The 23,825-nt window shown below is 59.0% G+C and carries 17 protein-coding genes, 2 tRNA genes and 4 rRNA genes; 8 read left to right on the forward strand and 15 right to left on the reverse strand.

Going from position 1 to position 23,825, the window contains the following annotated elements; genetic code table 11:
• The first annotated feature begins 126 nt into the window (after positions 1-126).
• The 5 genes from iclR to CKW09_RS22300 all read left to right on the forward strand — a co-directional run bounded on the left by iclR (position 127) and on the right by CKW09_RS22300 (position 5,695).
• Positions 127-957 carry a glyoxylate bypass operon transcriptional repressor IclR gene (gene iclR, locus CKW09_RS22280; RefSeq protein WP_061799224.1) on the forward strand — a complete coding sequence of 277 codons (831 nt, stop codon included), beginning with the start codon at positions 127-129 and terminating at the stop codon, positions 955-957.
• A 246-nt stretch (positions 958-1,203) separates the two neighbouring features.
• Positions 1,204-1,743, forward strand: a complete 540-nt coding sequence (gntK, locus tag CKW09_RS22285; RefSeq protein ID WP_061799225.1) for a gluconokinase — start codon at positions 1,204-1,206, stop codon at positions 1,741-1,743.
• Positions 1,740-3,077, forward strand: a complete 1,338-nt coding sequence (gene gntU, locus CKW09_RS22290; protein ID WP_095100297.1) for a gluconate transporter — start codon at positions 1,740-1,742, stop codon at positions 3,075-3,077. The genes gntK and gntU overlap by 4 nt, the downstream gene beginning before the upstream one ends.
• A 107-nt stretch (positions 3,078-3,184) precedes the next feature.
• Complete coding sequence (edd, locus tag CKW09_RS22295; RefSeq protein ID WP_095099533.1) at positions 3,185-4,999, forward strand: phosphogluconate dehydratase; 1,815 nt, start codon at positions 3,185-3,187, stop codon at positions 4,997-4,999.
• Between the two features lie 54 nt (positions 5,000-5,053).
• On the forward strand, positions 5,054-5,695 hold the full coding sequence (locus tag CKW09_RS22300; RefSeq protein WP_061799228.1) for a bifunctional 4-hydroxy-2-oxoglutarate aldolase/2-dehydro-3-deoxy-phosphogluconate aldolase: 642 nt from the start codon (positions 5,054-5,056) through the stop codon (positions 5,693-5,695).
• A gap of 10 nt (positions 5,696-5,705) precedes the next feature.
• Here CKW09_RS22300 and aceK read toward each other — a convergent pair whose 3' ends face one another.
• From aceK to CKW09_RS22350, 10 genes are all read right to left on the reverse strand, one after another.
• A complete protein-coding gene (gene aceK / locus CKW09_RS22305; RefSeq protein WP_061799229.1) occupies positions 5,706-7,460 on the reverse strand; it encodes a bifunctional isocitrate dehydrogenase kinase/phosphatase in 1,755 nt (584 codons plus the stop codon).
• Positions 7,461-7,529: 69 nt separating this feature from the next.
• Positions 7,530-8,837 (reverse strand): isocitrate lyase, encoded by a 1,308-nt coding sequence (gene aceA / locus CKW09_RS22310; protein WP_061799231.1) that lies wholly within the window; start codon positions 8,835-8,837, stop codon positions 7,530-7,532.
• A 47-nt stretch (positions 8,838-8,884) separates the two neighbouring features.
• On the reverse strand, positions 8,885-10,483 hold the full coding sequence (gene aceB, locus CKW09_RS22315) for a malate synthase A (RefSeq protein WP_095099534.1): 1,599 nt from the start codon (positions 10,481-10,483) through the stop codon (positions 8,885-8,887).
• A 385-nt stretch (positions 10,484-10,868) separates the two neighbouring features.
• Positions 10,869-11,798: a homoserine O-acetyltransferase MetA gene (gene metA / locus CKW09_RS22320; protein WP_095099539.1), complete on the reverse strand. Its 930-nt coding sequence runs from the start codon at positions 11,796-11,798 to the stop codon at positions 10,869-10,871.
• 363 nt (positions 11,799-12,161) lie between these two features.
• Positions 12,162-12,277: ribosomal RNA gene (rrf, locus tag CKW09_RS22325) — 5S ribosomal RNA — on the reverse strand.
• Positions 12,278-12,328: 51 nt separating this feature from the next.
• A tRNA-Thr gene (locus CKW09_RS22330) sits at positions 12,329-12,404 on the reverse strand.
• 13 nt (positions 12,405-12,417) lie between these two features.
• Positions 12,418-12,533 (reverse strand): 5S ribosomal RNA (gene rrf / locus CKW09_RS22335).
• A 102-nt stretch (positions 12,534-12,635) separates the two neighbouring features.
• Positions 12,636-15,543 (reverse strand): 23S ribosomal RNA (locus tag CKW09_RS22340).
• Between the two features lie 247 nt (positions 15,544-15,790).
• Positions 15,791-15,866: transfer RNA gene (locus CKW09_RS22345), tRNA-Glu, on the reverse strand.
• Positions 15,867-16,009: 143 nt separating this feature from the next.
• A 16S ribosomal RNA gene (locus CKW09_RS22350) occupies positions 16,010-17,551 on the reverse strand.
• Together the 16S, 23S and 5S rRNA genes with 2 tRNA genes alongside form the textbook arrangement of a ribosomal RNA operon.
• A gap of 512 nt (positions 17,552-18,063) precedes the next feature.
• Between CKW09_RS22350 and CKW09_RS22355 the strand changes: the two genes are divergently transcribed.
• Complete coding sequence (locus CKW09_RS22355) at positions 18,064-18,606, forward strand: gamma carbonic anhydrase family protein (protein ID WP_061800496.1); 543 nt, start codon at positions 18,064-18,066, stop codon at positions 18,604-18,606.
• Between the two features lie 34 nt (positions 18,607-18,640).
• Here the strand turns inward: CKW09_RS22355 and aroE are convergent, their stop codons facing one another.
• Genes aroE through dprA form a run of 5 tightly spaced genes read right to left on the reverse strand, consistent with a single transcriptional unit; the run spans position 18,641 to position 22,184 of the window.
• Positions 18,641-19,459 carry a shikimate dehydrogenase gene (gene aroE, locus CKW09_RS22360; protein ID WP_061800494.1) on the reverse strand — a complete coding sequence of 273 codons (819 nt, stop codon included), beginning with the start codon at positions 19,457-19,459 and terminating at the stop codon, positions 18,641-18,643.
• Between the two features lie 10 nt (positions 19,460-19,469).
• Complete coding sequence (tsaC, locus tag CKW09_RS22365; protein ID WP_061800493.1) at positions 19,470-20,039, reverse strand: L-threonylcarbamoyladenylate synthase type 1 TsaC; 570 nt, start codon at positions 20,037-20,039, stop codon at positions 19,470-19,472.
• 7 nt (positions 20,040-20,046) lie between these two features.
• Positions 20,047-20,592, reverse strand: coding sequence for a DNA topoisomerase family protein (locus CKW09_RS22370; protein WP_095099543.1), 546 nt, complete (start codon positions 20,590-20,592; stop codon positions 20,047-20,049).
• Between the two features lie 25 nt (positions 20,593-20,617).
• Entirely contained in the window at positions 20,618-21,091 is a 474-nt protein-coding gene (gene smg, locus CKW09_RS22375; RefSeq protein WP_061800491.1) for a DUF494 family protein Smg, read from the reverse strand.
• Positions 21,063-22,184 carry a DNA-protecting protein DprA gene (gene dprA, locus CKW09_RS22380; protein ID WP_061800490.1) on the reverse strand — a complete coding sequence of 374 codons (1,122 nt, stop codon included), beginning with the start codon at positions 22,182-22,184 and terminating at the stop codon, positions 21,063-21,065. The genes smg and dprA overlap by 29 nt, the downstream gene beginning before the upstream one ends.
• A gap of 133 nt (positions 22,185-22,317) precedes the next feature.
• On the opposite strand from dprA, the gene def reads away from it, so the two are divergent.
• Together def and fmt are read left to right on the forward strand one after the other, a co-directional pair.
• The gene (def, locus tag CKW09_RS22385; RefSeq protein WP_061800488.1) at positions 22,318-22,827 is read left to right on the forward strand and encodes a peptide deformylase; all 510 of its coding nucleotides are present in this window, start codon (positions 22,318-22,320) and stop codon (positions 22,825-22,827) included.
• 17 nt (positions 22,828-22,844) lie between these two features.
• Positions 22,845-23,789, forward strand: a complete 945-nt coding sequence (gene fmt, locus CKW09_RS22390; protein WP_061800487.1) for a methionyl-tRNA formyltransferase — start codon at positions 22,845-22,847, stop codon at positions 23,787-23,789.
• Positions 23,790-23,825: the final 36 nt, after the last annotated feature.

Consider the following 23,825-nt stretch of genomic DNA (forward strand, 5'->3'; position numbering starts at 1 on the left):
TGGCGCACGGCGATTGAGAGTTTTTCAGGTTGCCCGGCAACACCTCCGATGAGATGACGGACGGCTTGCAATTCATCGGTAAAAAACGAAAATGAATTCCATCATACGGAAAGAGGAACGCACACCATGGCCACCCCCGCTCCCGCCAAACGCGGCAAGAAGCCCCGCGCCGCCGCCCCGGCCGCCAGCGCGGCGACCGGTCAGGTACAGTCGCTGACCCGCGGCCTGAAGCTGCTGGAATACATCGCCGAGGCCCAGGGCAACGTGGCGCTGACCGATCTGGCCCAGCAGGCCGGGCTGCCCAACTCCACCACCCACCGGCTGCTCACCACCATGCAACAGCAGGGATTCGTGCGCCAGGTCGGCGATCTCGGCCTGTGGACCATCGGCTCGCACGCCTTTGTGGTCGGCAGCAGTTTCCTGCAGAGCCGCAACCTGCTGGCGATGGTGCACCCGACGCTGCGCCGCCTGATGGAAGAGTCCGGCGAAACGGTCAACCTGGCGGTGCTGGATCAGGCCGAACACCAGGCGATCATCATCGATCAGGTGCAGTGCACCGCGCTGATGCGCATGTCGGCGCCGATCGGCGGCAAGCTGCCGATGCACGCCTCGGGCGCCGGCAAGGCGTTTCTCGCCACCCTGCCGGACGACCTGGTGACCAAGCTGCTGCACAAAAAGGGCATGCAAACTTATACCCAGCACACCCTGACGCCGCACAACCTGAAAGAGGGTCTGTCGCAGATCCGCAAACAGGGCTTTTCCTTTGACGATGAAGAGCACGCGCTCGGCCTGCGCTGCGTAGCGGCCTGCATCTTCGACGAACACCGCGAAGCCTTCGCCGCCATCTCCATCTCCGGCCCGGTGTCGCGCATTACCGATAACCGCGTGATTGAACTGGGTGCGCTGGTGATCCACGCGGCGAAAGAAATCAGCCTGGAATACGGCGGCGTACGCTGACATTCCCCGCCTTCGGGGCGCCGTCGCCGCGCCCCGCCGGTTTTCCCTCGCTGTTGTCAGCATGTAACAGACCATCGGGTTCCTGTTTCCTCCATCGGATAAAAACTTGAAGCCGATCACAGTTAACGATCCTCATCGCTAAAGCCCATTGCAACCGGCGAAACTTCCTTCGACAATGTTACCGATAACATGTTACCGGTAACAACCTACGCAAGGTAACGCCATCTGTCGTTTTGGAGCTAAGCCATGACCAATAATCAAAACCGAATCTACGTCATCATGGGCGTTTCCGGCAGCGGCAAATCCGCCGTGGCCGCCGCGGCGGCCCGCCAACTCTCCGCCGGGTTCCTCGACGGCGACTTCCTGCACCCGCGCAGCAACATCCTGAAAATGGCCGCCGGCGAACCGCTGAACGACGATGACCGCGCCCCGTGGCTGGCCGCGCTCAACGACGCCGCCTTCGCCATGCAGCGCACCCACGGCGTGTCGATCATCGTCTGCTCGGCGCTGAAAAAGCATTACCGCGACCGCCTGCGCGCCGGCAACGGCAACCTGTCGTTCATCTACCTGCACGGTGATTTCCCGGTGATCGAGGCCCGCCTGGCGGCGCGCAACGGCCACTTCTTCAAGCCGCAGATGCTGGTCACCCAGTTTGCCGCCCTGGAGCAGCCGGGCATTGACGAAAGCGACGTGATGGCCATCGACATCAACCAGCCGCTGGCAGGCGTGATTGCCGATACCGTGCAGCATATCCAGAGCTTCCTGCCGCAGGACGTGTGCGCGTGAGTACGCTCACACTGGTCGGTACCGCAGTCGGCTCGGTTTTACTGCTGTTATTCCTGGTGATGAAGGCGCGCATGCACGCCTTCGTCGCGCTGATGCTGGTGTCCATCGCCGCCGGCATCTTCTCCGGCATGCCGCTGGATCGCATCGCCGACACCATGCAGAAAGGCATGGGCGACACGCTGGGCTTCCTGGCCATCGTGGTGGCGCTGGGGGCGATGTTCGGCAAGATACTGCATGAGGTCGGTGCGCTCGATCAAATTGCGGCGCAATTGCTGAAACGATTCGGGAAAAGCAAGGCGCACTATGCGCTCGGCATCGCCGGCCTGATCTGCGCCCTGCCGCTGTTCTTCGACGTGGCGGTGGTGCTGCTGATCGGCATCGTATTCGCCGTGGCGCGCCGCACCGACGGCAATATCGTCAAGCTGGCCATTCCGCTGTTCGCCGGCGTGGCGGCGGCCGCCTCCTTCCTGCTGCCGGGGCCGGTGCCGATGCTGCTGGCGTCGCAAATGAAGGCCGACTTCGGCTGGATGATCGCCATCGGCCTGGTGGCCGCGGTGGTCGGCATGCTGATTGCCGGCCCATTGTACGGCAGCTTCATCAGCCGCTACGTCAACTGGCCAATGCCGGCCGATGAAAACGAGCCGGCGCTCGGCAAGGGCAACCTGCCGTCGTTCGGCTTCAGCCTGGCGCTGGTGCTGTGCCCGCTGGTGCTGGTCGGCATGAAGACCATCGGTGCGCGCCTGGTGACGCCCGGCTCGCAGCTGCAGCAGTGGCTGGAGTTTATCGGCCACCCGTTCACCGCCATTCTGCTGGCCTGCCTGATCGTGATTTACGGCCTGGCGAAACCGCGCGGCATGACCAACGAACAAACGCTGGCCATCTGTTCCGCCGCGGTGCAACCGGCCGGCATCATCCTGCTGATGACCGGCGCAGGCGGCGTGTTCAAGCAGATCCTGGTGGACTCGGGCGTCGGCCCGGCGCTGGGTGACGCCATGATAGGCACCGGCCTGCCGATCGCCGTGGCCGCGTTTGCCCTCTCCGCCATGGTGCGGGTCATTCAGGGCTCGGCCACCGTCGCCTGCCTGACCACCGTCGGCCTGGTGCTGCCGGTGACCAGCCAGCTCGGACTCGGCGGCGGGCAGCTGGCCGCGCTGGCCATCTGCATCGCCGGCGGTTCGATCGTGTTGAGCCACGTCAACGACGCCGGCTTCTGGCTGTTCGGCAAATTCACCGGCGCCAACGAACTGCAAACGCTGAAAACCTGGACGGTGATGGAAACCCTGCTGGGCAGCGTAGGCGGCATTATCGGCATGATTGCGTTCACGATGTTCTAAACCATAACGACATAATCCGCCCCCGGCCATGGCTCACCAGGGCTGCATTTCACCACCGGGGGCACCGCCACAGGCGGCGTCTATAACAACAGCAATGTGAGGAAGGCATGATTAATTCAACCCTGGCCCGTGTCACACAGCGCATCATCGACCGCTCCAAACCCCACCGCACCGCTTATCTGGCGCGCATCGACGCGGCGCGCTCCCAGACCGTGCACCGCGCGCAGCTGGCCTGCGGCAACCTGGCGCACGGCTTCGCCGCCTGCCAGCCGGATGACAAGGCCGCGCTGAAAAACATGGTGCGCAGCGATATCGCCATCATTACCGCCTATAACGACATGCTGTCGGCCCACCAGCCTTACGAGCACTATCCGCAGCGGCTGAAACAGGCGCTGAAGGCCGTCGGCGCGGTCGGCCAGGTGGCCGGCGGAGTGCCGGCGATGTGCGACGGCGTGACCCAGGGCCAGGACGGCATGGAGCTGTCGCTGATGAGCCGCGATGTCATCGCCATGTCGGCCGCGGTCGGCCTGTCGCACAATATGTTCGACGGCGCGCTGTTCCTCGGCATCTGCGACAAAATCGTGCCGGGATTGGTGATGTCCGCCCTGTCCTTCGGCCATCTGCCTTCGCTGTTTGTGCCGGCCGGCCCGATGAGCAGCGGCCTGCCGAACAAGGAAAAAGTGCGCGTGCGCCAGCTGTACGCCGAAGGCAAGGCCGACCGCCTGGCGCTGCTGGAGGCCGAAGCCGCCTCCTATCACGGCATCGGCACCTGCACCTTCTACGGCACCGCCAACACCAACCAGATGGTGATGGAAGTGATGGGCCTGCATCTGCCGGGCGCCTCCTTCGTGCACCCGGATACCCCGCTGCGCGATGCGCTGACCGACGCCGCCGCCCGTCAGGTGACCCGCCTGACCGAAACCGCCGGCAACTATCTGCCGATCGGCCAACTGGTGGACGAGAAAGTGGTGGTCAACGGCATCGTTTCGCTGCTGGCCACCGGCGGCTCCACCAACCTGACCATGCATATGGTGGCGATGGCGCGCGCGGCCGGCATCATCATCAACTGGGACGACTTCTCCGAGCTGTCGGACGCGGTGCCGCTGCTGTGCCGCATCTACCCCAACGGCCCGGCCGACATCAACCAGTTCCAGGCCGCCGGCGGCGTGGCGTTGGTGGTGCGCGAACTGCTCCAGCACGGCCTGCTGCATGAAGACGTGCACACCGTGGCCGGTTTCGGCCTGCAGCGCTACACCCAGGAGCCCTGGCTGGATAACGGCCGGCTGGCCTGGCGCGAAGGCGTGGCAACCTCGCTCGACGCCGGGGTTATCGCCAGCGTCGAGCGGCCGTTCGAACACCACGGCGGCACCAAGGTGCTGGCCGGCAATTTGGGCCGTGCGGTGATGAAAACCTCGGCGGTGCCCGCCGATAACCAGATTATCGAAGCGCCGGCGGTGGTATTCGAAAGCCAGCACGACATCGTGCCGGCCTTCGAAGCCGGCAAGCTGGATCGCGACTGCGTGGTGGTGGTGCGCTTCCAGGGGCCGCAGGCCAACGGCATGCCGGAACTGCACAAGCTGATGCCGCCGCTGGGGGTACTGATGGACCGCGGCTTCAAGGTGGCGCTGGTGACCGACGGCCGCCTGTCCGGCGCCTCCGGCAAGGTGCCTTCCGCCATCCACGTGACGCCGGAGGCCTATACCGGCGGCGTGCTGGCGAAGGTGCAAAACGGCGACCCGATCCGCGTCAACGGCCGCAGCGGCGAACTGGAGCTGCTGGTCGATGCCGAGACGCTGGCGCAGCGCGCGCCGTGCCAGCCGGACCTGAGCGCCGAACACATCGGCTGCGGCCGCGAGCTGTTCGGCGCCTTGCGCAGCCAGCTTTCCGGCGCCGAACAGGGCGCCTGCTGCATCAAATTCTAACGACAGCATGGCCGCGCAGCCCGGTGGCGGCGGCCATAACCGGAGAACGTCATAATGAACAATTGGAAGACAAGCGCTGAGCAAATCATGACCGCGGGCCCTGTGGTGCCGGTCATCGTGATCAACAAGCTGGAACACGCCGTGCCGTTGGCGAAAGCCCTGGTCGCCGGCGGCGTGCGGGTGCTGGAAGTGACGCTGCGCACCGCCTGCGCCATGGAGGCCATCCGCGCCATCGCCAAAGAGGTGCCTGACGCCATCATCGGCGCCGGGACGGTGATCAACCCGCAGCAGCTGCAGGCAGTGACCGAGGCCGGTGCGCAGTTCGCCATCAGCCCGGGCCTGACCGCCGATCTGCTGCAGGCGGCGACCGCCGGTTCAATTCCTTTGATTCCGGGCATCAGCACCGTTTCCGAGCTGATGCTCGGCATGGACCATGGGCTACGCGAGTTCAAGTTCTTCCCGGCGGAGGCCAACGGCGGCGTGAAGGCGCTGCAGGCGATTGGCGGCCCGTTCCCGCAGGTGCGCTTCTGCCCGACCGGCGGCATTTCCCCTGACAACTACCGCAGCTACCTGGCGCTGAACAGCGTGCTGTGCATCGGCGGTTCCTGGCTGGTGCCGGCGGATGCGTTGGAAAGCGGCGACTACGCGCGCATCACCGAACTGGCGCGCGCCGCCGTGGCGGGTGCCGTCGCCTGACAGCCCCGGGTTACAGCGCGGCGGAGGTGGCCGGCAATGCCGCCCCGCTGCGCTGGCTGAACCGCCGTTTCTTGCGGTAGGCGAATACGTCCTCCACATGCCCTTCGCGGATGCGCTGCTGCAGGCCGCGCCAGTAGTCCGCCTCGAACAGATCGCTGTGCATCTCTTCAAATACCTGGCGAATGCGCCGGTCGCCGCACAGGAAATGGCGAAACTCCTCCGGAAACACGTCGTTCGGTGAAATGCTGTACCAGGGCTCGCTGGCCAGCTCATCTTCCGGGTAACGCGGCGGCGGAATATCGCGGAAATTCACCTCGGTCATATAGCAAATTTCGTCGTAATCGTAGAACACCACCCGCCCGTGGCGGGTGACGCCAAAGTTCTTGAACAGCATGTCGCCGGGGAAGATATTGGCGGCCGCCAGCTGCTTGATGGCGTTGCCGTACTCTTCGATCGCGTCGTGCAGCTGTTGTTCGTTGGCCTGCTCCAGGTACAGGTTCAGCGGCGTCATGCGCCGTTCCATATACAGGTGCCTGATCAGGATACGGTCGCCGAGATCTTCCAGCTTGCCCGGCACCTCGCGCTGCAGCTCGGCCAACAGCTCCGGGCTGATGCGCGCCTTGTCGACCACGAAATTTTCGTATTCCTGAGTATCCGCCATGCGGCCGACGCGGTCGTGCTCCTTGACCAGCTGATAGCAGGCCATCACCTGCGCCTGGGTGACCTCTTTTTGCGGCGCGAACTCGTCTTTGATCACCTTGAACACCCGATCGAACGACGGCAGGGTAAACACCAGCATCACCATGCCCTTGACCCCCGGCGCGATGATGAACTGCTCCTGCGACCGGGCCATAAACGTCAGGTATTCGCGGTAACACTCGGTTTTGCCGTGCTTCTGGCAGCCGATCGCCATATACAGCTCGGCGGTGGTCTTGCCCGGCAGGATCTCGCGCAGCCATTCGACCATCGCCGCCGGCAGCGGGGCGTAAACCATAAAATAGGAGCGGGCGAAGCCGAACACGATGCTGGCCTCGGCCTTGCTGGTCAGGCAGGTATCGATAAACAGCGCGCCCGAATCGCTGTGGTGGATCGGCAACAGAAACGGGTAGACGCCGTCCGTCAACCGCAGCTTGCCGACCAGCCAGGCGGCCTTGTTGCGGTAAAACAGTTCGTTGGCGATTTGGAAGGTCGCCCCGGCCAGCTGCCGGGCGCTGAAGGTTTGCTGCAGCGCCTGCGTGATGTAACGGATATCGCGCGCCAGATCCTCCCACGGCAGGCGCAAGGGCAGATCGGTCAGCAGGCTGCGCAGCATGGCGGGCAGGTCGCCCTCGGCGGTGAAATCGCGCGCCAGCGGGCGCGGAATGTCGCGAAAGCGCCGCTCAGGCTGCGAACTGAACACGAACAGCTTTTCCGGCGTCAGCTCGCGATGGCGGAACAGCCGGCAGTAAACCGAATTGAAGAAGCTTTCGGCAATCTCGAAACGCGGGTAGTCCGGCAGCAGGTCGGTATAGACCGCCTTCACCCGGCTGGGAAAGCCGGCGTCGAAAACCTGCTGCCCGGTGATGCACTTCAGCTGTTCCACCACCAGGCCGACGTGATGGTCGTACAGATGGATGCGCTTTTTCATCGCCTGCTGCACCGCCGGCCAGTCCGCCTGCTCGAAGCGCTGCTGCGCGCCGGCGGTCACCTCGAGAAAGCGGCCGTACTGCGCATCGAAGCCCTGCAGGATCGTCTGTGCGATCAATAACTCCAGTTTTGCCGCCATCTTTACCCTCGCCAGAAAACAGAGCCTGCAAACGCAGGCTCCGGGTTATACCTTGTCAGCGTTGCCGCTTCAGAACTGCTGCTCTTCCGTCGAACCGGTCAGCGCGGTGACCGAGGAGGCGCCGCCCTGGATGACGGTGGTGACCTTGTCGAAGTAGCCGGTGCCCACTTCCTGCTGGTGCGAGGCGAAGGTGTAACCGCGCTCGACGGCGGCGAATTCCGGCTGCTGGACTTTCTCGACGTAGTGCTTCATGCCCTCGCCCTGCGCGTAGGCGTGCGCCAGGTCGAACATGTTGAACCACATGCTGTGGATGCCCGCCAGGGTAATGAACTGGTATTTGTAGCCCATATCCGACAGCGCCTGTTGGAAGCGGGCGATGGTCTGGTCGTCCAGGTTCTTCTTCCAGTTGAACGACGGCGAACAGTTGTAAGCCAGCAGCTTGCCCGGGAATTCGGCGTGGATGGCGTCGGCAAAGCGCTGGGCCGCCGCCAGATCCGGCGTAGAGGTTTCGCACCACACCATGTCGGCGTAAGGGGCGTAGGCCAGACCGCGGCTGATCGCCTGCTCGATGCCGGCATGGGTGCGGAAGAAACCTTCGGCGGTGCGATCGCCGGTCACGAAGGCGCTGTCGTACGGGTCGCAGTCGGACGTCAGCAGGTCAGCCGCATCGGCGTCGGTGCGGGCGATCACCAGCGTCGGCACGCCGAGCACGTCGGCCGCCAGGCGGGCGGCAACCAGCTTCTGCACCGCTTCCTGCGTCGGCACCAGCACCTTGCCGCCCATGTGGCCGCACTTTTTCACCGCCGCCAGTTGGTCTTCGAAGTGCACCCCGGCGGCGCCCGCTTCAATCATCGCCTTCATCAGTTCGAAGGCGTTCAACACGCCGCCGAAGCCGGCTTCGGCATCCGCCACGATCGGCAGGAAGAAATCGGTGTAGCCTTTGCTGCCCGGCTCAATCTTGTTGGCCCACTGGATCTGATCGGCGCGGCGGAAGGTATTGTTGATGCGCTCCACCACCTTTGGCACCGAGTCTACCGGATACAGCGACTGATCCGGATACATCGCGGCCGCGCTGTTGGCGTCCGCCGCCACCTGCCACCCGGAGAGGTAGATAGCCTCGACGCCGGCCTTGGCCTGCTGCAGCGCCTGGCCGCCGGTCAGGGCGCCCAGACAGTTGACGTAGCCTTTGCGCGCCTTGCCGTTCAGCAATGCCCACAGTTTGGCGGCGCCGTTCTGCGCCAGCGTGCAAACCGGGTTCACCGAGCCGCGCAGGTTGATCACCTCTTCGGCGCTGTAAGGGCGGGTGATGCCTTCCCAGCGGGCCGATTTCCATTCCTGTTCCAGCTGCTGAATCTGTTGGCTGCGAGAGGTAGACATAATTTTTATCCTTTTCAGTCATGTAGGGTTAAAGGTCAGGAAAGGGTTCAGGCCAGCAGTTCATAGCCGGGTAAGGTCAGGAAATCGATTAATTCGTCTTGCGTGGTGATGCGCTCCATCAGGCGCGCCGCCTCTTCAAACCGGCCGGCGTTAAAGCGCGCTTCCCCCACTTCTTCACGCACCACCAACATCTCTTCTTGCAGCATCTGGCGGAACAGCGCCTTGGTCACCGGGCGGCCGTCGCTCAGGCTTTTCTCGTGGTGGATCCACTGCCAGATTGAGGTGCGGGAAATTTCCGCCGTCGCCGCATCCTCCATCAGGCCGTAAATCGGCACGCAGCCGTTGCCGGAGATCCAGGCTTCGATGTATTGCACCGCCACGCGGATATTGGCGCGCATGCCCGCTTCGCTGCGTTCACCTTCGCAGGGCTCCAGCAGCTGGGCGGCGCTGATCGGCGCGTCGCTTTCGCGCAGCACTTCCAGCTGGTTCTGGCGGTTGCCCAACACGCCGCTGAACACCTCCATCACGGTATCCGCCAGCCCCGGATGCGCCACCCAGGTGCCGTCGTGGCCGTTATTAGCCTCCAGCTCTTTGTCGGCCCGCACCTTGTTCAGCACCCAGGCGTTTTTCTCTGCGTCTTTGCTCGGAATAAACGCCGCCATGCCGCCCATGGCGAAGGCGCCGCGTTTGTGGCAGGTCCTGATCAGCAGGCGTGAATAGGCGCTGAGGAAAGATTTTTCCATGGTCACCGACTGACGATCCGGCAATACCCGATCGCCGTGGTTTTTCAGCGTCTTGATATAGCTGAAGATGTAATCCCAGCGGCCGCAGTTCAGCCCGACGATATGATCGCGCAGGTGATAAAGGATCTCGTCCATCTGGAATACCGCGGGCAGCGTTTCGATCAGCACCGTGGCCTTGATGGTGCCGCGCGGCAGATCGAAACGATCTTCGGTAAAGCTGAACACGTCACCCCACCAGGCCGCCTCTTGCCAGGATTGGGTCTTCGGCAGGTAGAAGTAAGGGCCGCTGCCGTTGGCCAGCAATTGACGGTAGTTGTGGAAGAAGTACAGCGCGAAGTCGAACAGGCCGCCGGGGATGGCTTCGCCCCGCCACAGCACGTGCTTTTCCGGCAGGTGCAGGCCGCGCACCCGGGCGATCAACACCGCCGGGTTCGGCTTCAGCTGGTAAATTTTGCCGGCTTCATTGGTGTAGGAGATAGTGCCGTTGACCGCATCATGCAGGTTGATTTGACCCTCGATCACTTTGTCCCAGCTTGGCGCCAGAGAATCTTCGAAGTCCGCCATAAACACCTTCACATTGGCGTTCAGGGCGTTGATCACCATCTTGCGTTCTACCGGCCCGGTGATCTCCACCCGGCGGTCACGCAGGTCTTGCGGTATGCCGCGGATCTTCCACTCGGAATCACGAATGGAAGCCGTTTCCGAAATGAAATCAGGCAGTGCACCCTGGTCGATCTTGTGCTGCGCGCTGGCGCGCGCCGCCAAGAGTTCGTTGCGGCGTGGCGTAAACTTCCCTACCAGCTCCGCCAGGAATTCGACCGCGTCATCCGTTAACACCTGCCGCTCTGCAGCGGTGAAACCCTGCGTAAACGTTAACTCCGTGCCTACTGTCTGTTGCGTCATGGCCTTGCTCCTTCCTCTCGTTGCGCGCCGCGATTACCGCCGCGACCGGCGCCTTTTCATCAGAAATCACTGTGGATCAGGGCGAATGAAACGATCCTCAACTGGTCAGATCACATCCCGATAGATCTAGAATACTCAACTAAAAACAAAAATCAAAAACGATTTCCATTTTATTGAAAAATATTTTATTAACCTATATTTATCAATTTGTTAGCTTTAATAACATGAAAAAACGGTAAGGAAACCGGTTCCAATAACCAAGGAGGAGGTAGTTAATGCGTTGTTGTGAAACGAGTTTTGGCAAAAGATCGAAAGCGCGGGAAGGATCCTGAAGAGGGCATAGCGGCGCGGCGGCCTCGATTCAGCCGCCGGCCAGGGAACAAGGTTACTCGAGAGTGGGGTTCATGCGGCGCAGATCGAATGGCGTGATCTGGTAGACGTAATAGTTGAGCCAGTTGGAAAACAACAGGTGGCCATGGCTGCGCCAGGAAGCTTTCGGGGGGAGTTCGGGGTTGTCGTCGGGGAAGTAGTTGAGCGGTACACCGGGGTTAAGGCCGGCAGCGTAATCGCGACAATACTCGCCCGCCAGGGTCAGTGCGTCGTACTCCGGGTGACCGGTTACAAACGCCAGGCGCTTGTCCTTGCTGGCGAACAGGTAAGCGCCGGTTTGCTCGGACTCGGCCAGAATATCCAGGTCGGTATAGCGGCGGATAATTTCGGTCGGGAAATCCGCATAGCGCGAATGCGGCGCCAGAAAGGTTTCATCAAAACCGCGCGTCAGCAACGCATGCTGCTGCAGCGTCTGATGCTGATAAACGCCGGACAGCTTCTCTTCGCGCGTCATCTTGGGAATGCCGTACAGGATGTTCAGGGCCGCCTGTACCGCCCAACAAACGAACAGCGTGGAGGTGACGTGGTTTTTGGCCCAGTCGATGACGCGTTCAATCTGCGGCCAATAGGCGACGTCGCAGAAATCGACCAGCCCCAGAGGGGCGCCGGTAACGATCAGGCCGTCGAAGTTCTCCTCCTGAATGTCTTCAAAATCGCAGTAGAAGTTGTTCAGATGCTCGGCCGGCGTGTTCTTCGACTCGCGGCTGTCGATGCGCAGCAGCTGGATATCAATCTGCAGCGGAGAATTGGAGAGCAGACGCAGAAACTGATTTTCCGTCTCGATCTTCTTTGGCATCAGGTTGAGGATCAGCACTTTCAACGGCCTGATTTCCTGTGTTTTTGCCCGAGAGGATGTCATGACAAAGACATTCTCATTGCGCAAGAAACTGACTGCAGGTAACTCATCAGGCACACGAATCGGCATTGCTTAATCCTCACACATCCGTTTATACGTTTAGACTTCTAGATGCCCGAAGATAGCGTTTTTTTAACCGGATGTCGAGTCTTCAACGGGAAGGTGAAAATGTTTCATTGCACCAGAGCGCGCGGTTGGCAGGCGCAAAGCAAAAAGGCCACCCTTGCGGGTGGCCTCTTGGCTTAATTGATGCTTGGCTGTGTCCTGCAATATTCGTCTCATCCTGAGACTCACCCCTGCAGGGCCGCCGCCAGCGGCGTTCCCATCCGTTCCCGACGGATGGGTCGCATGCCCATGCTCGAGCAGCGCACTGAATAACAGACAAAGTAAAAAGCCCCATGCTTTCGCATGAGGCTTTGTACTTTGTTTGATGCTTGGCAGTGTCCTACTCTCGCATGGGGAGACCCCACACTACCATCGGCGCTACGGCGTTTCACTTCTGAGTTCGGCATGGGGTCAGGTGGGACCACCGCGCTATTGCCGCCAAGCAAATTCTTTTGATTCTTTTTGCCGAACTTCTAAACCCACTTTAAATAAAGTGGTGCTGATACCCAGAGTCGAACTGGGGACCTCACCCTTACCAAGGGTGCGCTCTACCAACTGAGCCATATCAGCACACTAATTTGATGCCTGGCAGTGTCCTACTCTCGCATGGGGAGACCCCACACTACCATCGGCGCTACGGCGTTTCACTTCTGAGTTCGGCATGGGGTCAGGTGGGACCACCGCGCTATTGCCGCCAGGCAAATTCTGTTTCATTCTTGGCCGTTACTCGCGTAACCACCAGAACCAATCTAAGAACTTCGCTGAAAATTATTCGTCTCTCTAAAACACCTTCGGTGTTGTAAGGTTAAGCCTCACGGATCATTAGTACTGGTTAGCTCAATGCATCGCTGCACTTACACACCCAGCCTATCAACGTCTTAGTCTTAAACGTTCCTTCAGGGACCTTAAAGGTCCAGGGAAGACTCATCTCGAGGCAAGTTTCGCGCTTAGATGCTTTCAGCGCTTATCTTTTCCGCACTTAGCTACCGGGCAGTGCCATTGGCATGACAACCCGAACACCAGCGGTGCGTTCACTCCGGTCCTCTCGTACTAGGAGCAACCCCTCTCAATCTTCCAACGCCCACGGCAGATAGGGACCGAACTGTCTCACGACGTTCTAAACCCAGCTCGCGTACCACTTTAAATGGCGAACAGCCATACCCTTGGGACCTACTTCAGCCCCAGGATGTGATGAGCCGACATCGAGGTGCCAAACACCGCCGTCGATATGAACTCTTGGGCGGTATCAGCCTGTTATCCCCGGAGTACCTTTTATCCGTTGAGCGATGGCCCTTCCATTCAGAACCACCGGATCACTAAGACCTACTTTCGTACCTGCTCGAGCCGTCACTCTCGCAGTCAAGCTAGCTTATGCCTTTGCACTAACCTCACGATGTCCGACCGTGATTAGCTAACCTTCGTGCTCCTCCGTTACTCTTTGGGAGGAGACCGCCCCAGTCAAACTACCCACCAGACACTGTCCTCACCCCGGATTACGGGGCCGAGTTAGAACATCAAACATTAAAGGGTGGTATTTCAAGGTTGGCTCCACGCAGACTGGCGTCCACGCTTCAAAGCCTCCCACCTATCCTACACATCAAGGCTCAATGTTCAGTGTCAAGCTATAGTAAAGGTTCACGGGGTCTTTCCGTCTTGCCGCGGGTACACTGCATCTTCACAGCGAGTTCAATTTCACTGAGTCTCGGGTGGAGACAGCCTGGCCATCATTACGCCATTCGTGCAGGTCGGAACTTACCCGACAAGGAATTTCGCTACCTTAGGACCGTTATAGTTACGGCCGCCGTTTACTGGGGCTTCGATCAAGAGCTTCGCCTTGCGGCTGACCCCATCAATTAACCTTCCAGCACCGGGCAGGCGTCACACCGTATACGTCCACTTTCGTGTTTGCACAGTGCTGTGTTTTTATTAAACAGTTGCAGCCAGCTGGTATCTGCGACTGGCTTCAGCTCCATCCGCGAGGGACTTCACCTACGCGCCAGCGTGCCTTCTCCCGAAGTTACGGCACCATTTTGCCTAGTTCCTTCACCCGAGTTCTCTCAAGCGCCTTGGTATTCTCTACCTGACCACCTGTGTCGGTTTGGGGTACGATTCTGTGTTACCTGATGCTTAGAGGCTTTTCCTGGAAGCTTGGCATCAACTACTTCTGCACCGTAGTGCATCGTCATCACGCCTCAGGGTTGATAGCGTTCCGGATTTACCAGGAACACCCCCCTACACGCTTAAACCGGGACAACCGTCGCCCGGCTAGCCTAGCCTTCTCCGTCCCCCCTTCGCAGTAACACCGAGTACAGGAATATTAACCTGTTTCCCATCGACTACGCTTTTCAGCCTCGCCTTAGGGGTCGACTCACCCTGCCCCGATTAACGTTGGACAGGAACCCTTGGTCTTCCGGCGAGCGGGCTTTTCACCCGCTTTATCGTTACTTATGTCAGCATTCGCACTTCTGATACCTCCAGCAACCCTCACAGGCCACCTTCAACGGCTTACAGAACGCTCCCCTACCCAACAACGCCTAAGCGTCGCTGCCGCAGCTTCGGTGCATGGTTTAGCCCCGTTACATCTTCCGCGCAGGCCGACTCGACCAGTGAGCTATTACGCTTTCTTTAAATGATGGCTGCTTCTAAGCCAACATCCTGGCTGTCTATGCCTTCCCACATCGTTTCCCACTTAACCATGACTTTGGGACCTTAGCTGGCGGTCTGGGTTGTTTCCCTCTTCACGACGGACGTTAGCACCCGCCGTGTGTCTCCCGTGATAACATTCTTCGGTATTCGGAGTTTGCATCGGTTTGGTAAGCCGGGATGGCCCCCTAGCCGAAACAGTGCTCTACCCCCGAAGATGAGTTCACGAGGCGCTACCTAAATAGCTTTCGGGGAGAACCAGCTATCTCCCGGTTTGATTGGCCTTTCACCCCCAGCCACAAGTCATCCGCTAATTTTTCAACATTAGTCGGTTCGGTCCTCCAGTTAGTGTTACCCAACCTTCAACCTGCCCATGGCTAGATCACCGGGTTTCGGGTCTATACCTTGCAACTATTCGCCCAGTTAAGACTCGGTTTCCCTACGGCTCCCCTATACGGTTAACCTTGCTACAAAATATAAGTCGCTGACCCATTATACAAAAGGTACGCAGTCACACCACGAAGGTGCTCCCACTGCTTGTACGTACACGGTTTCAGGTTCTATTTCACTCCCCTCGCCGGGGTTCTTTTCGCCTTTCCCTCACGGTACTGGTTCACTATCGGTCAGTCAGGAGTATTTAGCCTTGGAGGATGGTCCCCCCATATTCAGACAGGATGTCACGTGTCCCGCCCTACTCATCGAACTCACAGTCAATGCATTTTAGTGTACGGGGCTATCACCCTTTACTGCGCGACTTTCCAGACGCTTCCACTAACACAAGAACTGATTCAGGTTCTGGGCTGCTCCCCGTTCGCTCGCCGCTACTGGGGGAATCTCGGTTGATTTCTTTTCCTCGGGGTACTTAGATGTTTCAGTTCCCCCGGTTCGCCTCGTCAAGCTATGTATTCACTTAACGATAGTGCAACGAATTGCACTGGGTTTCCCCATTCGGGTATCGCCGGTTATAACGGTTCATATCACCTTACCGACGCTTTTCGCAGATTAGCACGCCCTTCATCGCCTCTGACTGCCTAGGCATCCACCGTGTACGCTTAGTCACTTAACCTCACAACCCGAAGGCGTCTTTTATGAATAATCGACACTTCGCATTGCAAACATTTGAGAGACTCTATGACGGGTTACTCCTTATCCCAATATTTCTACGGAGGGACAAGTTTCAGCCGTCATGTTTCAATTTTCAGCTTGTTCCAGATTGTTAAAGAGCAATATCTTAAACACGACTCGCAAGAGTCATCTTTAAGATTTTTTGGTCACGCATGACCGGTGATAATGTCTTTCACTCATTATCGGAATGGCGTCCCCAAGGGGATTCGAACCCCTGTTACAGCCGTGAAAGGGCAGTGTCCTAGGCCTCTAGACGATGGGGACACGAAAATCCGATTAAACTGAACGTTTTAATCGGTTCGCATCAGCATGAGTCAGAGACTCATTACATCAACAGGTGCGCATTGCTCGTTACTTTTTCATCAGACAATCTGTGTGAGCACTTCACGCGAATCGATATCATTAGGTAAGGAGGTGATCCAACCGCAGGTTCCCCTACGGTTACCTTGTTACGACTTCACCCCAGTCATGAATCACAAAGTGGTAAGCGCCCTCCCGAAGGTTAAGCTACCTACTTCTTTTGCAACCCACTCCCATGGTGTGACGGGCGGTGTGTACAAGGCCCGGGAACGTATTCACCGTAGCATTCTGATCTACGATTACTAGCGATTCCGACTTCATGGAGTCGAGTTGCAGACTCCAATCCGGACTACGACGTACTTTATGAGGTCCGCTTGCTCTCGCGAGTTCGCTTCTCTTTGTATACGCCATTGTAGCACGTGTGTAGCCCTACTCGTAAGGGCCATGATGACTTGACGTCATCCCCACCTTCCTCCGGTTTATCACCGGCAGTCTCCTTTGAGTTCCCGACCGAATCGCTGGCAACAAAGGATAAGGGTTGCGCTCGTTGCGGGACTTAACCCAACATTTCACAACACGAGCTGACGACAGCCATGCAGCACCTGTCTCAGAGTTCCCGAAGGCACCAAAGCATCTCTGCTAAGTTCTCTGGATGTCAAGAGTAGGTAAGGTTCTTCGCGTTGCATCGAATTAAACCACATGCTCCACCGCTTGTGCGGGCCCCCGTCAATTCATTTGAGTTTTAACCTTGCGGCCGTACTCCCCAGGCGGTCGATTTAACGCGTTAGCTCCGGAAGCCACGCCTCAAGGGCACAACCTCCAAATCGACATCGTTTACAGCGTGGACTACCAGGGTATCTAATCCTGTTTGCTCCCCACGCTTTCGCACCTGAGCGTCAGTCTTCGTCCAGGGGGCCGCCTTCGCCACCGGTATTCCTCCAGATCTCTACGCATTTCACCGCTACACCTGGAATTCTACCCCCCTCTACGAGACTCTAGCTTGCCAGTTTCAAATGCAGTTCCCACGTTAAGCGCGGGGATTTCACATCTGACTTAACAAACCGCCTGCGTGCGCTTTACGCCCAGTAATTCCGATTAACGCTTGCACCCTCCGTATTACCGCGGCTGCTGGCACGGAGTTAGCCGGTGCTTCTTCTGCGAGTAACGTCAATGCGCTGCCGTATTAAGACATCGCCCTTCCTCCTCGCTGAAAGTGCTTTACAACCCGAAGGCCTTCTTCACACACGCGGCATGGCTGCATCAGGCTTGCGCCCATTGTGCAATATTCCCCACTGCTGCCTCCCGTAGGAGTCTGGACCGTGTCTCAGTTCCAGTGTGGCTGGTCATCCTCTCAGACCAGCTAGGGATCGTCGCCTAGGTGAGCCATTACCCCACCTACTAGCTAATCCCATCTGGGCACATCTGATGGCGTGAGGCCCGAAGGTCCCCCACTTTGGTCCGTAGACGTTATGCGGTATTAGCTACCGTTTCCAGTAGTTATCCCCCTCCATCAGGCAGTTTCCCAGACATTACTCACCCGTCCGCCGCTCGTCACCCAGAGAGCAAGCTCTCCTGTGCTACCGCTCGACTTGCATGTGTTAGGCCTGCCGCCAGCGTTCAATCTGAGCCATGATCAAACTCTTCAATTAAAAGCTTGATTTGCTTCAACTCGTGAAGCGATGCTCAAAGGTTACTGCATGAATTTTACTTCAGTTAGTCACTCTTCAAGACTTGATATTTTTTCGTACCCGAAGGTACTGGATATCGTCTTGTGGAGTGCCCACACAGATTGTCTGATAAATTGTTAAAGAGCAGTGAGTTAGCCGCGTTGGCTTGCTAACTCGAGGTGGCGTATATTACGCTTTCCTCTTTCAGAGTCAACCCTAATTTTCAGGATTTTTTCTCTTTCTTCCTGGCCGCCTCGTGAAGCGAATCACTTGCCGTTGTGCCCGGTCGATGGAGGCGCATTATAGGGATCCGAGTTTTTTGCACAACCCCTTTTTTGATCTTTTCTTTCCGTTTGCACACTTTTCAGTCCTTTCGGGTGGATCTTGCGCGATCGGGGCCGTTTTTCACAGGTTCCGCCGCTGTGACTGGTTGTAATTCCATCAGCAGCGTCTAGTATTGCCGGTAAATATGATCCCGACGTGAGGCTATCACCATGTCCGATGCAGTACGCTCTTATCTTCATTACTCTCCCAAACTCGGTCAACGCGTCATGATCGATCCCTCCAGCGTGGTGATCGGCAACGTTGAGCTGGCCGATGACGTCAGCGTTTGGCCGCTGGTCGCCATTCGTGGCGACGTGAATGCGGTAAAGATCGGCGCGCGCAGCAATATCCAGGACGGTAGCGTGCTGCACGTGACCCACAAATCCGAACATAATCCCGAAGGCTACCCCTTGCTGATTGGAGAAGACGTGACCGTGGGCCACAAGGCCATGCTGCACGGCTGCGCCATCGGCAACCGGGTACTGGTAGGTATGGGATCGATCCTGCTGGACGGTGCGGTAATAGAAGACGATGTGATGATTGGCGCCGGTAGCCTGGTGGCGCCGGGTAAACGACTGGTCAGCGGCTATCTCTATATGGGCAGCCCGGCACGCCAGGTTCGCCCGTTAACCGCCGCCGAGCTGGAAGGGCTTGTCTACTCTTCAACTAACTATGTGCGCTGGAAAGACGAATACCTGTCGGAAGATATCTGACAAGCTCCCGTTCCCTGGCGGGAACGGGCCCCGTTTATGCCGCCAGTTCGCTGCGCAGCTGACGCAGCACCGGTTCGATCTCCGGCATTACGCCATGCCAAAGCAGAAACGCATGGGCCGCCTGCCCCACCAGCATCCCCAAACCATCGGCATAGTCGGTTGCCCCCTGCTGTTGCGCCCAGGCCAGGAAGGGCGTTGGCCCCCGTTGATAGAACATGTCGTAGCAACGGGTATGGCGGTTAACCACGCCGTTCGGCAACGCGGGGACCTCGCCGTTGATGCCGGAAGCCGTGGCGTTGATCACCAGATCGAAGGACCGTTGCCCAAGCTGATCCAACGGCAATGCCGAGATCCCGCCAAGATGGCTGAACGCCTGCGCCAGATCTTGCGCCCGGCTGAACGTCCGGTTGGCGATCGTCAACTCACAGCCAAAGGACAGCAGCGGCAAAATCACGCCGCGCGCCGCGCCGCCGGCGCCCACCAGCAAAATACGATCCTTGGGCCGGATCAACTGCTGACGTTCCAGATCGGTCAGCAAGCCGATACCGTCGGTGTTATCCCCCAACAGCCCCCCGTTCGGCAACCGTTTAAGCGTGTTCACCGCCCCGGCAGACGAGGCGCGTTCGCTCAGCTCCGTTGCCGCTGCATAGGCCTGTTCTTTAAAGGGCACGGTTACGTTCGCGCCCTGACCGCCGGCAGCGATAAACGCCTGCAGGCTGGTTTCGAACCCCTCCAACGGCGCCAACACCGCACCATACGGATGATCAATCCCGGTCTGCGCAGCGAACAGCGCATGAATTCGCGGCGACTTGCTGTGGCCGATAGGGTTGCCGAATACCGCAAACTTCTCCATGCACATACCTCTAGCCCTGGCGGATCTGTTCGCCGGTCAGGGCATCTCTGATTTCTGAAGGGTTAAGGCGGCCGCCAACGCTGCCGGCCAATACCGGGAACGCGGCGCCAAACTGCTGCGTCACTTCATCCGCGTTGCGGCAAGGTTCCTGCCCACTGAGATTGGCGCTGGTCGACACCAGTGGCTTGCCGTACTGCCGGCACAGCTGCTGCACCAGCGGATGGTCGCTGACGCGCACCGCCAGCGAGCTGAAACGCCCGGTCAGCAGCCGCGGCGTTTCCGGCCGTGCAGGGATCACCCAGGTCACCGGGCCTGGCCAGCTGGAGAATATCGCGGCGCGTTGCCGTTCATTCAGCGCACTGTCATCTATATAAGGCGCTAGCTGCGCATAGTCTGCGGCGATCAGGATCAACCCCTTCTCCCACGGCCGTTGCTTCAAGGCCAGCAGCGCATTGACCGCCTGCTCGCTGTCGGGATCGCATCCCAGGCCGAATACGGCCTCGGTAGGATAAGCGATCACCTGTTGATTATTCAGAGCGTCGATAATAGACGCGAGGGCGGAGGTAAGTTCTGAGCTCATGGTGTGATTATTCTGTGGTTGCGACGGGTTTTCCGCACAGTTTACTGGCACAGCAAAGGGTCGGGCCTTTTGCCGTACGCTTCTCCATCAGCAGCGGATAGTGGCAGTAGGCGCACTCGCCGGCGACGGGTTTGAAATTAAGGGCGAACTGACATTCCGGGTAGCGATCGCAGGAATGAAATACCTTGCCGTAGCGCGACTTGCGCTGCAACAGCTTGCCCTGGCCGCATTGCGGACAGGTGATGGTGGTTTCATCCGGTTTATCAATCGCTTCGGTATGAACGCATTCCGGGTAATTGCTGCAGCCGATGAACATGCCGTAACGCCCCTGGCGCAGCGCCAGCGTCGCCTGACACTTCGGGCATTGCTGCCCCTCCAGCACCTTGACGATGTGGCCATCGGCCTGCGCTTTAAGCGGCCGAATATGCTGGCATTCGGGATAACGGGAACAGCCAAGAAAGGGGCCGTGGCGACCGCTGCGGATCACCAGCTCGGCCCCGCATTCTGGACAGGGTTCATTTTGCCTCGCGGCAAAAATCGCTGTTTTTGTCATAACTTCTTCTATGCGTGTTACCGGCTCAGTGCAGATAACCTTCGTTTACTTCAAACAACAGTTCTTCCATTTGTTGATAAGCGCTTTCATATCCGGGGATATTAAACAGCACCATCAACACCACCCATTTCAGATCTTCGAGATCGAATTCCGTGTTATCCAAAGCCATAACACGATCGATAACCATTTCACGGGTTTCGAGGTTCAATACCTGAATCTGTTCCAGGAACAGGAGGAAACCACGGCAACCGGCATCCAAACGCATGCCTTCCTCTTCGGTGTAGATCCGCATCGCCAGCGGATCGGCATCCATAAAGTAAGGCGCATTTTCGCCTTCCTGCAGGTCAGCAAGTTTTTCAAGCCAATTCAACGCGTTGTAGATATCATCCCGATGAAACCCCGCCTCAGCGAGATCATCGGTCAGCTGATCCTGATCGACGCGCATCTCTGGTTCATTGTGGATATAAGTTTCAAACAAGTACATGAGTACGTCGAACATGGCCTGCCCTCCTTATACGGACATAGCCGCCGGGTACAGCTGCGATCCACCCTGCTAACTCCAGATCGAGTAACTTGATTACCACCTCTGGCACAGGTTGGCCGGCACGTTCAGCGACGACGTCAACAGGTGTCACCTCATCTCCTACGTTAGCCAACACATCGGCAAATGGCAATTCAACTTCGGCCTCAGACGCACAAATAGTTGTATTTTCGTCCAGTGGCAGCCAATTCAGACCGCTTCCCAGCTGTTCAGCGATGTCTTTCGGGCCGGTGACCAGATAAGCCCCCTGCTGAATCAGCCAGTGCGTGCCTTCGCTCATCGGGTTGCCCAGCGCACCGGGCAAAGCGAAAACCTCCCGCCCCTGCTCCAGGGCATAGCGGGCGGTGATCAGGGTGCCGCTGCGCAACGAGGCCTCAACCACCAGTACGCCCAGGCTCAGCCCGCTGATAATGCGGTTACGGCGCGGAAAATGATCGGCCAGCGGCAAATCGGTAACCAAATGCTCGGAAATCACCGCCCCGCCCTGATCGACAATCTGTTCGGCGAGCCGCCGATGCCGGCGCGGATAGACGTTGGCCAGCCCGCTGCCCAATACCGCCACCGTGCAGCCTTCGGCCTCCAGGGCGGCGCGATGGCAAATACCGTCAATACCGATGGCCAACCCGCTGGTGACCGTAAAGCCGCAGTGCGTCAGCTCGCCGGCGAAGTAACGGGCCCAGCGCTCGCCGTAGTGGCTGAACCGGCGGCTGCCGACCATGGCGATTTGCGGCTGCAGCAGCGCCTGGGGGTTGCCCTGCACCAATAACCATAACGGCGCATCGTCGATATGGCTCAGCCGTTCAGGATAGCCGGCCTCGCCATAGCTCAGCATCCGACAGCCCGTCTGTTCCAGCCAACGCAGCGTAGCGGCCAGATACTGGGGATCCGCCTGCAGAAACTGCGCCCGCTGCCGGTCATTCAGGCCCAGCTCGCGCAGCAGCCTGCGGGGCTGGCCGCCGGCCGCCGCTAATTGCCGTATCATTCGGCTGGCCAATGCGGCGCCAAGCCCCGCCACTCCGCGCATCCGTAAGCTGATTTCTTCTGGCCGCATCGCCTGTTCCCTCGCAAAAAGCGGTGGTATGACCCATTCGAGCAATTGGTGCGCAATGCTGTCAATCAGGCCGAGAAATGTCTAGAATAGAAGCTAAACCTCGTTTATCACTCGGATACAGATCTAAAGATATATGTCAGTCTTGCAGGTATTACATTTCCCAGACGACCGGCTGCGCAAAGTTGCTGCGCCGGTAAAAGAAGTCAATGCAGATATCCAGCGCATCGTGGATGATATGTTTGAAACCATGTACGCAGAGGAAGGCATTGGCCTGGCTGCGACTCAGGTGGACATCCATCAGCGCATTATCGTGATTGACGTTTCCGAGAACCGCGATCAGCGCCTGGTGCTGATCAACCCGGAGCTGCTGGAAAAAAGCGGCGAAACCGGCATCGAAGAAGGCTGCCTTTCCATTCCCGAACAGCGCGCTCTGGTTCCGCGCGCCGCCAACGTGAAGATCCGCGCGCTGGATCGCGACGGCAAACCTTTCGAGCTGGAAGCGGACGATCTGTTGGCGATCTGCATCCAGCACGAGATGGACCACCTGGTAGGCAAGCTGTTCGTCGATTACCTGTCGCCGCTCAAGCGTCAGCGTATCCGTCAGAAACTGGAAAAAATGGCCAAGCTTAACGCCCGCGCCTAACCGATCAGGAAATCAACGTGTCTGACTCTTTACGGATTATTTTCGCCGGAACGCCAGACTTCGCAGCGCGTCATCTTGACGCGCTGTTGTCATCCGGGCACCAGATTGTCGGCGTATTCACCCAGCCCGATCGGCCGGCCGGCCGCGGCAACAAGCTGACGCCAAGCCCGGTCAAACTATTGGCGGAGCAGCATCAACTGCCGGTATTTCAGCCCAAGTCATTGCGGCCGGAAGAGAACCAGCGGTTGGTTGCCGATCTTAACGCCGACGTGATGGTGGTGGTGGCCTACGGCCTGATCCTGCCGAAAGCGGTGTTGGACATGCCGCGCCTGGGCTGCATTAACGTGCACGGTTCTCTGCTGCCGCGCTGGCGCGGCGCGGCGCCGATCCAGCGTTCGCTTTGGGCCGGCGACGGTGAAACCGGCGTCACCATCATGCAGATGGATGTGGGGCTGGATACCGGCGACATGATGCACAAGGTCGCCTGCCCGATTGAAGCCGACGATACCAGCGCCAGCCTGTACGACAAACTGGCGCAGCTCGGCCCGCAGGGCATGTTGACCACGCTGCGGCAGATGGCGGACGGCAGCGCCAAGCGCGAAGTGCAGGATGAATCGCTGGTGACCTACGCCGAGAAGCTGAGCAAGGAAGAGGCGCGCCTGGACTGGAGCCTGTCCGCCGCCCAACTGGAGCGCTGCATTCGCGCCTTCAACCCCTGGCCGGTCAGCTACTTCGTCATCGACGATCAGCCGGTGAAGGTGTGGCAGGCCAAGGTGTTGGCGGTAACCACCGATGCCGAGCCGGGCACCGTGGTGCACGCCGACAGGCAGGGCATTCAGGTGGCGACCGCCGACGGCGTTCTTAACCTGACCCAGCTGCAGCCGGCGGGCAAAAAACCGATGTCGGCGCAGGATTTACTGAATTCACGTCGAGAATGGTTTACCCCGGGCAATCGGCTGTAACCCCCTCCACTGCCCGGCCGTTAAACGCCGGGCCGT

The organism is Serratia ficaria (assembly GCF_900187015.1).
GTDB lineage: Bacteria > Pseudomonadota > Gammaproteobacteria > Enterobacterales > Enterobacteriaceae > Serratia > Serratia ficaria.